The organism is Roseburia intestinalis L1-82, from assembly GCF_900537995.1.
Lineage (GTDB): Bacteria > Bacillota > Clostridia > Lachnospirales > Lachnospiraceae > Roseburia > Roseburia intestinalis.
On sequence record NZ_LR027880.1, the window covers coordinates 1,757,278 to 1,771,786 of the forward strand.

The 14,509-nt window shown below is 43.3% G+C and carries 12 protein-coding genes and 1 other annotated feature (1 of these 13 cut by a window edge); of the genes, 8 read left to right on the forward strand and 4 right to left on the reverse strand.

Features of this window, described 5'->3' with window-relative positions:
• Positions 1–19: a binding site (T-box leader), on the forward strand; it begins 224 nt to the left of the window's first position.
• 207 nt (positions 20–226) lie between these two features.
• The 6 genes from RIL182_RS08205 (at position 227) to RIL182_RS08230 (ending at position 8,430) form a co-directional block, all read left to right on the forward strand.
• Complete coding sequence (locus RIL182_RS08205) at positions 227–1,342, forward strand: ABC transporter substrate-binding protein (protein ID WP_044998681.1); 1,116 nt, start codon at positions 227–229, stop codon at positions 1,340–1,342.
• A 36-nt stretch (positions 1,343–1,378) separates the two neighbouring features.
• Positions 1,379–2,341, forward strand: coding sequence for an ABC transporter permease (locus tag RIL182_RS08210; protein WP_006856175.1), 963 nt, complete (start codon positions 1,379–1,381; stop codon positions 2,339–2,341).
• Complete coding sequence (locus tag RIL182_RS08215; RefSeq protein ID WP_006856174.1) at positions 2,341–3,150, forward strand: ABC transporter ATP-binding protein; 810 nt, start codon at positions 2,341–2,343, stop codon at positions 3,148–3,150. Before RIL182_RS08210 ends, RIL182_RS08215 begins: the two co-directional genes overlap by 1 nt.
• A gap of 221 nt (positions 3,151–3,371) precedes the next feature.
• Positions 3,372–4,250 carry a sulfide/dihydroorotate dehydrogenase-like FAD/NAD-binding protein gene (locus RIL182_RS08220; RefSeq protein WP_006856173.1) on the forward strand — a complete coding sequence of 293 codons (879 nt, stop codon included), beginning with the start codon at positions 3,372–3,374 and terminating at the stop codon, positions 4,248–4,250.
• Positions 4,251–4,280: 30 nt separating this feature from the next.
• On the forward strand, positions 4,281–5,666 hold the full coding sequence (gltA, locus tag RIL182_RS08225; RefSeq protein WP_006856172.1) for an NADPH-dependent glutamate synthase: 1,386 nt from the start codon (positions 4,281–4,283) through the stop codon (positions 5,664–5,666).
• Positions 5,667–5,892: 226 nt separating this feature from the next.
• Positions 5,893–8,430 carry a cation-translocating P-type ATPase gene (locus RIL182_RS08230; RefSeq protein WP_015520549.1) on the forward strand — a complete coding sequence of 846 codons (2,538 nt, stop codon included), beginning with the start codon at positions 5,893–5,895 and terminating at the stop codon, positions 8,428–8,430.
• 111 nt (positions 8,431–8,541) lie between these two features.
• Here the strand turns inward: RIL182_RS08230 and RIL182_RS08235 are convergent, their stop codons facing one another.
• The 3 genes from RIL182_RS08235 to RIL182_RS08245 are packed head-to-tail and all read right to left on the reverse strand — an operon-like array spanning position 8,542 to position 10,435.
• Complete coding sequence (locus tag RIL182_RS08235) at positions 8,542–9,375, reverse strand: hypothetical protein (protein WP_006856170.1); 834 nt, start codon at positions 9,373–9,375, stop codon at positions 8,542–8,544.
• Entirely contained in the window at positions 9,369–10,067 is a 699-nt protein-coding gene (locus tag RIL182_RS08240; protein WP_172606708.1) for an ABC transporter ATP-binding protein, read from the reverse strand. The genes RIL182_RS08235 and RIL182_RS08240 overlap by 7 nt, the downstream gene beginning before the upstream one ends.
• Positions 10,067–10,435, reverse strand: coding sequence for a GntR family transcriptional regulator (locus tag RIL182_RS08245; RefSeq protein ID WP_044998679.1), 369 nt, complete (start codon positions 10,433–10,435; stop codon positions 10,067–10,069). The genes RIL182_RS08240 and RIL182_RS08245 overlap by 1 nt, the downstream gene beginning before the upstream one ends.
• Positions 10,436–10,695: 260 nt before the next feature.
• On the opposite strand from RIL182_RS08245, the gene RIL182_RS08250 reads away from it, so the two are divergent.
• Both RIL182_RS08250 and RIL182_RS08255 read left to right on the forward strand, forming a co-directional pair.
• Entirely contained in the window at positions 10,696–11,460 is a 765-nt protein-coding gene (locus RIL182_RS08250) for a hypothetical protein (RefSeq protein ID WP_242655494.1), read from the forward strand.
• Positions 11,460–12,149, forward strand: coding sequence for a hypothetical protein (locus RIL182_RS08255; RefSeq protein WP_006856166.1), 690 nt, complete (start codon positions 11,460–11,462; stop codon positions 12,147–12,149). Before RIL182_RS08250 ends, RIL182_RS08255 begins: the two co-directional genes overlap by 1 nt.
• Before the next feature lie 254 nt (positions 12,150–12,403).
• Here the strand turns inward: RIL182_RS08255 and RIL182_RS08260 are convergent, their stop codons facing one another.
• Positions 12,404–14,131, reverse strand: a complete 1,728-nt coding sequence (locus tag RIL182_RS08260; protein ID WP_055195878.1) for an IS1634 family transposase — start codon at positions 14,129–14,131, stop codon at positions 12,404–12,406.
• Positions 14,132–14,509: the final 378 nt, after the last annotated feature.

Consider the following 14,509-nt stretch of genomic DNA (forward strand, 5'->3'; position numbering starts at 1 on the left):
TACTATTACCGTCTCAGGCAAGAACCTGAGGCGGTTTTTTAATGTAAAATTCATTTACATTGTAAACGAAAGTTTGCATGATGACGAATTCCACCTCTCGAAACGGCTTTTTCCAAATTTAAAATCTGGAGGGAACAAGTGCGAAAAATAGAATTTTTCGCACACAGGATTTGTGCTTATGCACAAACCTGTAATGCGCAGAGAACGACGCAGAAAGGGGAAAGAAATGAAAAGAAAAATGATGGCAGCAGTATTAATGATGGCAATGACAGCAGGTGTGCTTGGTGGATGTGGAAACAGCACGGGAAATAATGCGAAAACAGACACAAATGCACAGAATAATGCAAATACCGCAGAAATAAAAGAGAATGCCAATGCGGATGTGACAGAGATCGCCAATGCAGATGGCACGGTATATAAAGTTGGTATCGTCCAGTATGTAGATGATGCTTCCTTAAACCAGATCGAGAAGGCGATCGAGGCAGAGCTTGATGCAAAAGGTGCAGAACTTGGTGTGACATTCGATTATGCAGATTATACCTATAATGGTCAGGCAGATTCCTCTACCTTAAATCAGATCGCAACGGATCTGGTTGCAGAAAAAGTGGATGTGATCATCCCGATCGCAACACCGGCAGCCATGATCATGCAGAATGCGACAGAGGACAATCAGATCCCGGTTGTATTCTCCGCAGTATCAGATCCGGTCAGCGCAGGACTTGTCGCAGATTTAAATGCACCTGGTGCAAATATCACAGGCACATCCGATGCACTTGACACCACGGCTGTTATGAAACTGATCACGGCAGCCAACCCGGATGTAAAGAAAATCGGACTGTTATATGATAAGAGCCAGGATTCCTCAAAAGTGCCGGTTGCAGATGCAATCGCTTACTGTGAGGAAAACGGTATTGAATATATTGAAAAGACAGGAACCACCAATGCAGAGGTATCTGCAGCAGCAGATGCGCTTGTGGCAGAAGGGGTAGATGCAGTATTCACACCGACCGATAACACAATCATGACAGCCGAGCTTGCAATCTTTGAAAAGTTTGCAGATGCAAAGATCCCGCACTATACAGGAGCTGATTCCTTCGCGTTAAACGGAGCATTCTTAGGATATGGCGTCAATTATACAGAGCTTGGAACTGCAACGGCAGATATGGCAGCAGACATCCTTGTAAATGGTGCTGATCCTGCAGCAACAGCAGTCCGCACATTAGACAGTGGTATCGTGACTGTCAACACGGAGACAGCTGCAGCTGTTGGCATTGATGACAGTGTATTTAAAGATATGTGTGAGGAATTAAAAGAAGTTACAACCGCAGAAGAATTTGAATAAAAGCGGAATAGAAGAAAAACGGAACCGGAGGGGATTATGGGTTCGATCATTACACTTTCCATTGTACAGAGCGCATTAGAACTTGGATTTATCTATGCACTGGTTGCGCTTGCATTATTTGTATCATTTTCCATATTAGATATTGCGGATCTGTCAACAGACGGCTGCTTTACATTAGGCTGTGCAGTCTGTGCGACGGTGACGCTTGCCGGACATCCGGTGTTAGGACTGTTTGCGGCGGCGGCAGCAGGAGTTGTATCGGGATTCGTTACTGCATTTTTACAGACCAGAATGGGTATTCAGTCCATCTTAGCTGGAATCATCGTAAATACAGGATTATACACGATCAACATTGCGGTGATGGGTTTTGCATCCAATATCAATCTTTTTTCCTGTGACACGGTTTTTTCATGGGCGAAAGATCATATCGGGGGAACCTGGTATAAACTGATCGTTGCAGCTGTATTTGTTGTGATTGTCGGTGTGATACTGGCATGGTTTTTAAATACGAGACTGGGACTTTCCATCCGTGCGACCGGCGATAACCCGGATATGGTAAGGGCATCAAGTATCAATACCGGACTTATGATCACGATCGGACTTTGTGTTGCGAATGCCATGACCGGACTTTCCGGCGGACTGCTCGCACAGTATCAGAAATCCTGTGATATCAATCTTGGAACGGGAATGGTAACGATCGCACTTGCGAGTCTGATCATCGGGGAGTCGATCATCGGAAAAGGCGGTGTGTTAAAGCGTGTGATCGGCGTGGTATTAGGAAGCTGCCTGTACCGCTTTATCGTAGCGATTGCTTTAAGATTAAATGTTCCGGCAGAATGTTTAAAACTGGTATCATCACTTATCGTTGCATTTGCGATCGCACTGCCTTATCTGAAAAAGCAGGCAGCGTTTATGAAACAGCGCCGCCTTGCAAAGGCAGAAAACCAGTTATATATGGAACAGATCCAGAAACAGAACCAGAAGAAGGAGGAACCGTGATGTTAATTATGAAAAATGTCAGCAAGACCTTCAATCCGGGAACTGTCAATGAAAAATGCGCATTAAAAAATCTGAATCTGGAATTGAAGGATGGCGACTTTGCAACAATTATCGGAAGCAATGGAGCAGGTAAATCTACATTATTTAATGCAATCACCGGAGCATTTTTTATCGACCGGGGACTTATTGTGTTAGATGGGGAGGATATCACTTACCAGAAAGAACATGTGCGGAGCAAGGTGATTGGTCATTTGTTTCAGGATCCTTTAAAGGGAACCGCGCCGCATATGACGATCGAGGAAAATATGGCACTTGCCTATCTTCGCGCCAAAACCTCAAAAAATGCATATTTCAGCCGTATCAATGCGGCGGATAAGGCAAAATTCAGGGAGCACCTTGCACTGCTTGATATGGGGTTAGAGGATCGCATGAAGCAGCCGGTAGGACTCCTTTCCGGAGGACAGCGCCAGGCACTGACGCTTCTTATGGCGACGATGGTCACACCAAAGATCCTGCTGTTAGATGAGCATACGGCGGCATTGGATCCGGCAACCGCAAAAAAAGTGCTCGACCTGACCAAACAGATCGTTGCAGAGAGAAAGATCACCTGCCTTATGGTAACCCACAATATGCACCAGGCATTAGAACTTGGAAACCGTACCCTGATGATGGATTCCGGAAATATCATCTTAGATGTGAGCGGAGAAAAACGTGCGGGCATGACGGTGGAGGATCTGTTAGAGCAGTTTGCCGTCTGTGCCGGAAAGCGTTTGGACAATGACAGGATCCTGTTTTCGCAGGCGGAATGATGGTTAGTCAACGACAGGATCCTGTTTTCACAGGCAGAATAAGGGAAAAATAGGATTTTTTGCAGGATCTGGCAGTAATAATTTGAGAAAAAACAGAACTAATTGAGAAAAAATAGAGGAAAGCCGTTGAAATTTAACGTGTTTTCCTTTATTATGTTAAAGTATGAAAATAAATACTTTGACGGGCATGTTGATGTATATAAAAATGTTAGGAGGAGACCATGTATCCAATCGTAAGAAGAGAAAAACTGGCAGATAAGATTTATCTTATGGATGTCAAAGCACCTCGTGTGGCACAGTACTGTGAGCCGGGGCAGTTTGTAATTGTAAAGATTGATGAGGAGGGCGAGCGTATTCCGCTTACCATTTGTGATTATGACAGGGAAGCAGGTACGATCACGATCGTATTCCAGACTGTCGGAGCATCTACAGAGCGTATGGCATATTTACAGGAAGGAGATGCATTCCAGGATTTTGTAGGCCCGCTTGGATGTGCGTCTGACCTGATTGACGAAGATATTGAAGAATTAAAGAAAAAGAAGATCCTTTTCGTTGCCGGAGGTGTTGGTACAGCACCGGTATATCCGCAGGTAAAATGGCTGCATGAGCACGGTGTGGACTGTGATGTGATCATGGGATCTAAGACAAAAGATCTGTTGATCTTAGTAGACCAGATGAAAGAAGTTGCGACAAATCTCTATGTGACGACCGATGATGGTTCTTATGGATTCCACGGTATGGGAACTAATCAGTTACAGGAACTCTGGGATGCAGGAAAACGCTATGATCACTGTGTAGCGATCGGACCGATGATCATGATGAAATTCGTATGTAAGCTGACAAAAGAGCTTGGAATCCCGACCGTTGTTTCCATGAACCCGATCATGGTAGACGGAACCGGAATGTGCGGTGCATGTCGTCTGATAGTAGGCGGGGAAGTAAAATTTGCCTGCGTGGACGGACCGGAGTTTGACGGGCATCAGGTTGATTTTGACCAGGCGATGAAACGTCAGGCACAGTACAAGACAGAAGAGGGAAGAGCGATGTTAAAGCTGCAGGAAGGTGATACACATCACGGCGGCTGTGGCAACTGTCAGTAGGGTTGAGCGTTTGAAAAGGAGATAGAGAGAATGGACGTATTAAATAGAGTACCGGTTCGCGAGCAGGAACCACAGGTTCGTGCGGCTAACTTTGAAGAGGTATGTTTAGGATATAACGAGGAAGAGGCAAAAGCTGAGGCAGCACGCTGCTTAAACTGTAAAAATGCGCAGTGTATGAAGGGCTGTCCGGTATCTATCAATATCCCGGCATTTATCGCACAGGTAAAGGAAGGAAACTTTGAGGAGGCATATCACATTATCAGTCAGTCTTCCGCACTTCCGGCAGTCTGCGGACGTGTCTGCCCACAGGAGAGCCAGTGTGAAGGAAAATGTATCCGCGGAATCAAGGGTGAACCGGTTGCAATCGGTAAATTAGAGCGTTTTGTTGCCGACTGGGCAAGAGAAAATGATATTAAACCGAAAAAAGCAGAGAAATTAAACGGACATAAGGTTGCAGTCATCGGTTCTGGCCCTGCAGGTTTAACCTGTGCCGGAGATCTGGCAAAACTTGGCTATGATGTGACAATCTTTGAGGCACTTCATGAGGCAGGCGGCGTACTGATTTACGGTATCCCGGAGTTCCGTCTTCCGAAACAGAAGGTTGTTGCTGCTGAGGTGGAAAATGTAAAAGCACTCGGTGTTAAGATCGAGACAAACGTTGTTATCGGAAAATCTGTTACAATCGATGAATTAATGGAAAACGAGGGATTTGAGGCCGTATTTATCGGTTCCGGTGCCGGACTTCCAAGATTTATGGGTATTCCTGGCGAGCAGGCAATGGGTGTATTTTCTGCAAATGAGTTCCTGACCAGAAACAACCTGATGAAGGCATTTAAAGATGAGTATGATACACCGATCAAAGCAGGCAAGAAAGTTATCGTTGTCGGCGGCGGTAACGTTGCTATGGATGCTGCGAGAACTGCAAAGAGACTTGGCGCGGAGGTACATATCGTATACCGCCGTGGCGAGGAAGAGCTTCCGGCGCGTGTGGAGGAAGTACATCATGCAAAAGAAGAGGGCGTGATCTTTGATCTGCTCCAGAACCCGACAGAAATTCTTGTAGATGAGAATGGCTGGGTAAAAGGCGCGAAAGTCATTAAGATGGAACTCGGTGAACCGGATGCATCCGGAAGAAGAAGCCCGGTAGAGATTCCGGGATCTGAGTATGAGATCGAGGCAGATACCGTGATCATGTCACTTGGAACTTCACCGAACCCGCTGATCTCTTCCACTACAAAGGGACTTGAGATCAACCGCAGAAAATGTATCATCGCAGAGGAAGAAAACGGTGCTACCTCAAAAGCCGGTGTATTTGCCGGTGGTGATGCCGTAACCGGAGCTGCAACTGTAATTCTTGCCATGGGTGCAGGAAAAGCTGCCGCAAAGGGAATCGATGAATATCTGAGCAATAAATAATAGACCAGTGATGGTAAAAATGCCGGAGTCAGTGGAAACTGCTGATGTCCGGCATTTTTTCTTAAAAACTTTTTTTATAAAAATTTCTTAACACATCTAAAATATTCCTTAAATCTTATCCAAAACCTACTTTTTTTCAAAAATATTGGTTATACTTGTAAGCAAAGTTATGATGAATTGTAAATGAGTCAGAGTGACAGTGATGAATACTAAGAGGTATAGCTATATGGAGGAAAATGTGAACCAGACAGAGAAAGAAATGGCAGAAAACGAAAAACAGAATCAGACGGGAAAAGAAGTGGCAGAAAATGCAGACCGGGAACAGACAGAAACGATCCGGGGACTGACCGCACAGCAGGTGGCAGAGCGGAAAGAAAAGGGTCTCTGGAATAAAAAAGCGGAGTCGGCGACAAAGACGACGAAAGAGATCGTAAAATCAAACGTATTTACATATTTTAACCTGATATTTTTAGTGATCGCGTTATTGTTAATCGGCGTTGGTGCTTTCCGGGATCTGACATTTCTTCCAATCATTGTTGCAAATACGCTGATCGGAATCGTGCAGGAGATCCGCTCGAAGAAGGTTCTGGATGATCTGTCTATCTTAAACAGTCCGAAAACACGGGTAATCCGGGAGGGCAGTAAAAAAGAAATACCGGCAGAAGAACTGGTGATGGATGATATCGTGGAGCTTTCTGCGGGCGGGCAGATACCGGCGGATGCGGTTGTGTTAGAAGGGCAGTTAAATGTGAATGAATCACTCCTTACCGGAGAAGCGGATGAAATTGTAAAGAAAAATGGCGATGAACTGCTGTCCGGCAGCTTTGTGGTGTCCGGCAGCTGTCTGGCACAGCTGACAAAAGTTGGGGAAGAGTCTTATATATCAAAACTTACCCACCGTGCAACACAGACGAAAGAGGGAGAACAGTCAGAGATGATCCGCTCTTTGAACCGGCTGGTGCAGGCAGTCGGTATTGTGATCATTCCCATTGGTGTGGTTCTTTTTATACAGCAGTTTGTATATGCGGGAACCCCTTTGCGGGACAGTGTGACAAGTATGGTCGCAGCGATCATTGGAATGATACCGGAGGGACTTTATCTGTTAGCGAGCGTTGCCATGGCGGTAAGTGCCATGCGTCTGGCAAAGCAGCAGGTTTTGATCCATGATATGAAATGTATTGAAACGTTAGCCCGCGTAGATGTACTTTGTGTGGACAAGACAGGAACAATTACAGTGCCGGAGATGGAAGTGGATCAGTTTATTCTTGCAGAAGACCTGACGAAAAGAGTTTATGAGAAAGACGGTGATACGAAAGTATATGTCGATGTAAAGTGCGGTGAGGAACAGGAACAAAAACATGCGCAGATAAAGGGCATGATCGGTGAGTTTGCGGCAGACATGGATGCCGATAATGCAACAATGGAGGCATTAAAGACATATTTTAAGCCGGATACTTTAACAAAGATAAAGAAAGCAGAAAAGGTATTTGCATTTTCATCAAAGACAAAGTACAGTGGAATCATTTCAGAGGGAAAAAGTTATGTGATCGGGGCACCTGAATTTGTGCTTCGGGAGGATTATGCAGAGTACAAAGACCGAATAGAAGCGTATAGTGAGAAAGGGTATCGTGTCCTTGTGTATGGCAGATATGAGGGAATTTTAGACGGACAGCAGCTTACGGAAAAAGTATTACCGATCGCGTTTATCATGCTGACAAATGCGATACGGGAAGGAGCAAAGGAAACCTTTTCCTATTTTACAGAGCGTGGTGTGGAGATCAAGGTTATCTCCGGGGATAATCCTAAGACTGTTGCTGAAATTGCGGAAAAAGCGGGAATCTGTGGCGCAGATAACTATGTGGATGCATCCACGTTGACAACAGATGAGAGTATCGCACAGGCTGTAGCAAAATATCAGATTTTTGGCAGGGTGACACCTGATCAGAAGTTAAAGTTTGTGGAAGCGCTGAAAGCACAGGGAAGAACGGTTGCCATGACGGGTGACGGTGTCAATGATGTGCTGGCATTAAAAGATGCGGACTGCAGTATCGCAATGGCATCGGGAAGCGAGGCTGCATCGCAGGTGGCACAGCTTGTTCTTTTGGACAATGATTTTTCAAGGATGCCCTCTGTAGTGATGGAAGGGCGGAGAGTGGTAAATAATATCCAGCGCTCGGCAAGCTTATACCTGGTTAAAAATATTTTTTCCATGCTGCTTGCAGTATTTTCCATGATCTCTATGATCAATTATCCACTGGAACCGTCACAGATTTCGCTGATCAGTATGTTTACGATTGGAATTCCGTCTTTTGTGCTTGCATTAGAGCCAAACAAAGACCGCATACAGGGACATTTTATGACAAATGTGTTGTTGAAGGCATTGCCTGCCGGACTTACCGATTTCTTTGCTGTCAGCAGTCTGGTATTGTTTTGTCAGGTATTTGGTGTGAACGAAGAGGACATTTCGACATCCTGTACGATACTTGTTGCTATTGTTGGATTTATGATCTTATATCAGATCGCAAAACCGATGACGGCTGGACACCGGGTACTGATGGTTGGAATGGTCGCCGGCTGGCTGTTCTGCATGATATTTGTCAGCCACTTATTTGCAATCAGGGATATCTCAGGGCAGTGTATGATGCTGACTGCGGTATTTACGGTTGCAGCGGAGTCCATTCTGCGGTATCTGTCGAAATTTGTGGAGTGGATGCGGGAAAGTCTTTTAGTGTTAAAAAAGAAAATACATCAGGCAACAGCATGAAAGAGGACAGGTATTCGGTAAGGATAAAAACCGGATAAAAAAACAGCCGCTCCGTTTTTAAAGCAGAGCGGCTGTTTAGCAATCAATTTTTGTGAAAATGAAATGTTGCAGTTATTCCAGATTAAGGTGTTTTTTGATGATAACCATGCACACAATATAGAAAATAACACATTCGATGATCGAAAAGAGCGATCCGGAAAACAGCATAGAGGAAACAGTTGTGCTGAATGTAACGTTTTCAGTGGCATTATAAGTTACAACATTGACGTTGTTCATGACACCAAAATATCCGGTAAGTACCAGGATGATCGAGGATACAATCTGACCTGACATGTAAAAGACGATTCCGGCACCGATGGAAGCTCCTACTTTATGTTTTGTAAAGAGCTGACCGATAGAACCGCTTGCAAATACCATCAAAAGGTACTGTAGGCAGGATAAGATCATGGCAAAAATCATATAAATGCTAAACGTATGGAGAGACATGCCAAACAGATTCTGGAAATCTACCATGAGCATATCAAAATCTGCATCAAAGGAAAATCCTCTGTTTGCCGCACAGCCCAGGGCGAAGATCGATACAAACATAATGATCAGGGAGAGCATCAGCCAGCATAGGGAAACGAGCAGTTTTACATTAAAAATTGACATCTGGCCAACCGGCAGTGTGTGTGTCAGGTATCCCTGATCAGAATACATTGTCTTATAAAAATGTACACACATATATACATAGCTTACCACGAAAAGTGCAAATACGCCGAGTACATAAAATACCATAGCTGCTGTAAAGAAGATCTCCTGTAACTGGTTTTCTGTGCCGGCAGGATCACTGTCACCGTACATGGCAATACAGCCAAGGATGGTAACAAACGCCATAACGCCATAGATGATGAACATTAACTTGTATGTGTTTTTAAATTCGTATTTAAATAATTTTCCTAACATCTGAATACCTCCCGGAACAGTGCATCGACGGATTTCCCCTCCTTGGCGCGGATATCGTCCACAGAGGATGAGAGACGGATCTGTCCGTTCTGAATAAAAATAACCTGGTCTAAAATGTTTTCGATATCTGCAATCAGGTGCGTTGAAATCAGGATGGAAGCGGACGGATCGTAATTGGTTAAGATCACGTCTAAAATGTAATCTCTCGCAGCGGGATCGACACCTGCGATCGGCTCATCTAAAATATATAATTCTGCTTTGCGGCTCATGACGAGGATAAGCTGCACTTTTTCTTTCGTTCCCTTTGACATGCTTTTTAGAGAATCATTTGGATTGATATTTAGTTTTTGCAGCATATCATAGGCGCGTTCGCTGTCGAAATCTTCATAAAAGTCCTGAAAGAAGGCGATGATCTCTTTCACACGCTGGTTCATATTCAGATAACTATGATCCGGCAGATAGGAAATGTGGCGTTTGCTCTCGACACCGATCGGATTTTCTTTGTAATAAAGGGTGCCGGAGGTCGGGGTTAAAAGTCCGTTGATCATTTTGATCAGTGTTGTCTTTCCGCTGCCGTTTGGACCGAGCAGACCAATGATATGTCCGCTCTCAATCGAAAGATCAATGTGGTCGATCGCTGTTTTTCCACTGAAACTTTTGGTGAGATCTTTGCATTCAAGTAATGTGCCCATCATTTTTCTCCTTTCATGGTCTGACCGATCATAGCCAGAATCTCATTTTCCTGAAAGCCGAGCTGCTGCATAAATGAGAGCAGTTCTGTAATTTTATCTTTTGCAAGTGTTGATTTTAATTCATCGATCATGGAAGTGTCCTCCGTAATAAATCGTCCGGTTGTCCGCTGTGAGAAAACAAGACCGGTTCGTTCAAGTTCTGTGAAAGCTTTCTGCATCGTGTTTGGATTTACCGCTGCCTCGGCGGCAAGGTCACGGACAGAAGGCAGTTTGTCTCCGGGTTTATATTTGCCCGAAATGATATCCATTTCGATCCGTTCGACGATCTGTATAAAAATAGGACGGTCGGAATTAAGGTTCCATGCCATTGTATCACCTCGTTTCTTTGTACTAGTGAAATAATACAATAATACAAGAAAAGTGTCAAGAGATTTTTTTGTAAAGTATTCTGATTTTATGACGATATAAATTACATAACAGGAGAAAGCTAAGGATGGCGTCTGATTTTCAAGGAATGAAATACCCGGAAAAACAGGCGCCATTTTGTTATATGGATGAAAAATCAGCTGTATAACGGGAAGAACTTAACTGTTGTCATAAAATGAGTTGTGAAATGGGGAAAATGAGTATGAGAGTTGGAAACAGACTAAACAGCACCATTGTGCGTGCGCGGATGAAACGTATTGCAAAGACGAAGACATTTACGACAAAACGGCAGAGAACACAAAAGAGCACTTCCGGGAGTTCCGGACAGTCGATCAGTCAGCTTCTTTCAAAATTAAATGCAAACAGTGGAAAGACGTCATCTGCGGAGCAGTTACTTGCAAACCGGACGCAGACGCTTTTGTACAGTGGTATGGAGACGGCTGCGGAACGTGTGGAAAAACGGTTGGGAAAGTTTTTAAAAACGGATGGTACTTCCGTATTTGACGAGGAAGATGAGACAAAGCTGAAGGAAAATGTGACAGATCATATAGAGTCGTTTGTGAATGACTATAATTATCTGATGAAGCGTCTCGCACAGTCCGGCGATATTGTTGATTCAAATTATGCCAAAAAACTGAAAAATTATGCAAATGCGGAAAACAAGGAACTCCGTGAGATCGGAATTACGATAAAAGGTGACGGGACATTAGAACTGGACGAAAACAAATTAAAGGCAGCCGATATCAGCCAGGTAAAGAAACTGTTTACCGGTGAAGATGGATTTGCCAAAAAGGTGTCGAATCTGTCAGGCCAGATCGGCAAATATGCAAAAGAAAAGGTGACGGAACTCGAGAAATCAAGTGCGCAGGCGAGCAGTAATTATAACCGTTATGCACGCTACGTGAATAATTCACAGAGTTATAACAGCAGTTATTATAACAATAGCTATTATAACAGTAAGGCATAATGACAGATCAGTTTTACGGTGAAGAATCGATCAAAATAAAGCAGACGGCAAAGACAGGCTGGGTACAGTCCGAATTCAGAAAACAGGAAAAATACCGTAGAAATTATTATGGAACGATCTTCCTTGAAATCCTCTTAGACAAAATGCAGCGGAAAGAGGATGTCCTCTACATTGAGTCAGTCAGGGCGCCGCGGGTTGTGCGGGTGAAGCGGAGAAAAAAAGAGCCGGATCCGAAAAATTGCAACGTGATGGAAAAGCAAAATGAACCTGTCGCAAAAACCTGTGATGAGCATAGGCCAAAAGAACCGGCGGTATCCGGGGGGCGGTCTGTGCAGTCCGTACAGAATGTGCAGGATATGCAGGTCATGCCGGAAATAAGACTGTCCAATGAACCGGCGGAGCGGCTACAGAAGGGGCGTTCGGGACTTGGGATAAATGTTGAAATGCCGCCTGAAAGTCGGAACGTGGGCAATAGTCAGGGTGGAAACCAATATTCTATGGAGCATTCTATGAGATCTTCCATGGAAGTCGTCAAAGAATATTCCATGAATGTTTCAAAAACCGGGATGGCTTCGATTTCTGGAGAAACGATCCTTGTGTGGGCGTCGGGAGATATTTTAGAACTGTCTGTGATGTCGGAGCTGCCGGAAATATCGGGAAATTATAATGCACGGGCGTGCATGGTGTAATGTTGCCGGTCACACAACAGGTGTGTACAGCAGTGTAAAAAAGAGGCGGTGTTCAAGTCGGACACTGTCTTTCTTTAAAAATCGGACTTCTTTTTTGTGCAGTCTGCACAAGAAATTTCAAATCAGTTGCATACGAAGAATGACGTATGCTAAGATCTCATCTTTGACAGTTGATTAGTTAAAAAAGTGCCACAATCCCTGTAAATACAAGGGGCGTGGCACTTTTATCTGCATACACGAAATATAGTAATGTTTTATCTCCGCTTACTTTTTTTCTGAATTCCTTTCATTTTCCGTTTTGTTATGAATTGATAGTCCGTTCTGAATCCGCAGGTTTCATGGAGATCATCAGTGATTTCCTGACGTTCATATACCGGCATGAAGCCCTGTTCTTCTATATCCGTAAATTTTATGTCTTTTAAAGTGTGAAGTAATTGTTCTGTGGTATAAGTCCCTTTCAAGGAGCGGTTTAATAACCGGAAATGTAACAGAGCAAGAAAGCAGGTGAGGAAATGAGCTTTAATCCGATCTTCACGGTTTAAGTAAACGGGTCTGGCTTCAAAGTCTGTTTTCATAGTTCTGAAACAGTCTTCAATCTGCCATCTTCCTTCACTGACTTTTAAGATATCTGCAACGTCATCATCAAGCAGGTCTGTACATACCGCATAAAGTCCGTCATACATTTCTTCTTCAGCAATCTTATCCGTATCGAGATAATAGTGGATCTTAGCTTTTTCTCCTTCGTTGGTTACAGCTACCTTATTTACAAATCTTGCAGGATCATTTGGATTTTTACGCTGTTTTTTTAGAGAGCCATTTGCAACCATTTTTTCTGCCCGACAGATCTGCTCCGCACGGATGGCTTTCTGATAAGCGGCATATTTAGGGGAGTAGGTTATGATTAATTTTTGATCCAGTTTTTTTGTTGTCAATGGTTCGTCTTTATAATAAAGCTGGTTCTTGTCATCATCTGTCAGTTTTGTGAGATCAACAGGTTTATCATCTGAGAGACGTTTGAAGCCAGTTTTCTTTAAAGCCCATGCCCGGTCTTCAGCAGGCAGCTTTTTGATGGACTGAGTGACAATAAATGCCCTCTGTCCCATGTGATTAAGAACACGGTTATCCTCAGAAGCAAGTCCGGCGTCACTACAATAGATAAACTTATCACAGCCGAATTGTTGGAGAATCTTTGTTTCTAAAGGTTTTAAGGATTTCTGCTCATTTTGGTTTCCAGGAAAGAGTGAGAAAGCCAAAGGTATTCCGTCACCATCTGTAAAGAGTCCCATTTGAATAATGGGATTCGGACGGTGCTCTTTGCTTTTTCCGTATTTTTTATCTCCATCTTCCTGTTCGATTTCAAAGTAGTAGTTTGTGCAATCATAATAAAGGATCCGATCCATTCTGTCACCAAGAAAAAAGCTGTTTTTATAAACTTCTGATTGAATAAAATCCATTTCAGAAGCAAGAACAGAAAGAGCTCGGTAAACATCATGAAGTTCATAAGTTGGAGGCTCAAGGAACTGTTTTGCTGCTCGAAAGGAAGAACTTTTGCTGGAAGGTTCCAGAACCCTTGTATAAATTAAATCAGATAAAATAGCATTAAGATCATACTCGAATTTATGTCGGCTTTTGATTTTTCGGCAGACAGAATCGAGCTTAAGTCCATAGTAAATAGACTGAAGAAAAAGATATCCGCCAGAAAAAAGTTTCTGCTTATTATAGTCCATGAGTCTGTTGGAATGAAATGGAATCATGACAGTAGCATCCTCTTTTTCACTTTTATATTTCAGTGTTTCAAGACGAGCCTGTTCATTTGCCCATTCAACAACTCCGTCACGATCCGTGTGGAGCTGCGCCGATAATTCAGCTAACGTACCTAATTTTCGGATGGTTTTGGAAGTACTTTTCCCATTGGCATTTGTATAGGACTGAGTGATGTAAAAGGACTCAGAATTTTTTGATTTTGATGTTGTTATACGCACAATAATCACCTCTGTCACTATTATACCACATATCACCAAATATTACTATATAATAAAAATAAAAATTTGACAAAAAAATAAGCCTATTTCAAGGCTTTGTGGTACTTTTTTGGATTTCAATGTGTCAAACTCCCGTGTACAGCAGTGTAAAAAAGAGGCGGTGTTCAAGTCGGACACTGTCTTTCTTTAAAAATCGGACTTCTTTTTTGTGCAGACTGCACAAGAAATTTCAAATCAGTTGCATACGAAGAATGACGTATGCTAAGATAAATCAAAGCATATTTCTACCATGTGAACAGCGTTATTCAGACAGTTGCATTTGCTTTACATGACCATAAGGATGACACATCCGTCTACATTTCAAAAAACATTTCAGAA

Bases quoted from the DNA above. Each gene is read 5' to 3' on its own strand.
- RIL182_RS08205 (WP_044998681.1), top strand. From the start codon at position 227: ATGAAAAGAAAAATGATGGCAGCAGTATTAATGATGGCAATGACAGCA.
- RIL182_RS08210 (WP_006856175.1), top strand. From the start codon at position 1,379: ATGGGTTCGATCATTACACTTTCCATTGTACAGAGCGCATTAGAACTT.
- RIL182_RS08215 (WP_006856174.1), top strand. From the start codon at position 2,341: ATGTTAATTATGAAAAATGTCAGCAAGACCTTCAATCCGGGAACTGTC.
- RIL182_RS08220 (WP_006856173.1), top strand. From the start codon at position 3,372: ATGTATCCAATCGTAAGAAGAGAAAAACTGGCAGATAAGATTTATCTT.
- gltA (WP_006856172.1), top strand. From the start codon at position 4,281: ATGGACGTATTAAATAGAGTACCGGTTCGCGAGCAGGAACCACAGGTT.
- RIL182_RS08230 (WP_015520549.1), top strand. From the start codon at position 5,893: ATGGAGGAAAATGTGAACCAGACAGAGAAAGAAATGGCAGAAAACGAA.
- RIL182_RS08235 (WP_006856170.1), bottom strand. From the start codon at position 9,375: ATGTTAGGAAAATTATTTAAATACGAATTTAAAAACACATACAAGTTA.
- RIL182_RS08240 (WP_172606708.1), bottom strand. From the start codon at position 10,067: ATGGGCACATTACTTGAATGCAAAGATCTCACCAAAAGTTTCAGTGGA.
- RIL182_RS08245 (WP_044998679.1), bottom strand. From the start codon at position 10,435: ATGGCATGGAACCTTAATTCCGACCGTCCTATTTTTATACAGATCGTC.
- RIL182_RS08250 (WP_242655494.1), top strand. From the start codon at position 10,696: ATGAGAGTTGGAAACAGACTAAACAGCACCATTGTGCGTGCGCGGATG.
- RIL182_RS08255 (WP_006856166.1), top strand. From the start codon at position 11,460: ATGACAGATCAGTTTTACGGTGAAGAATCGATCAAAATAAAGCAGACG.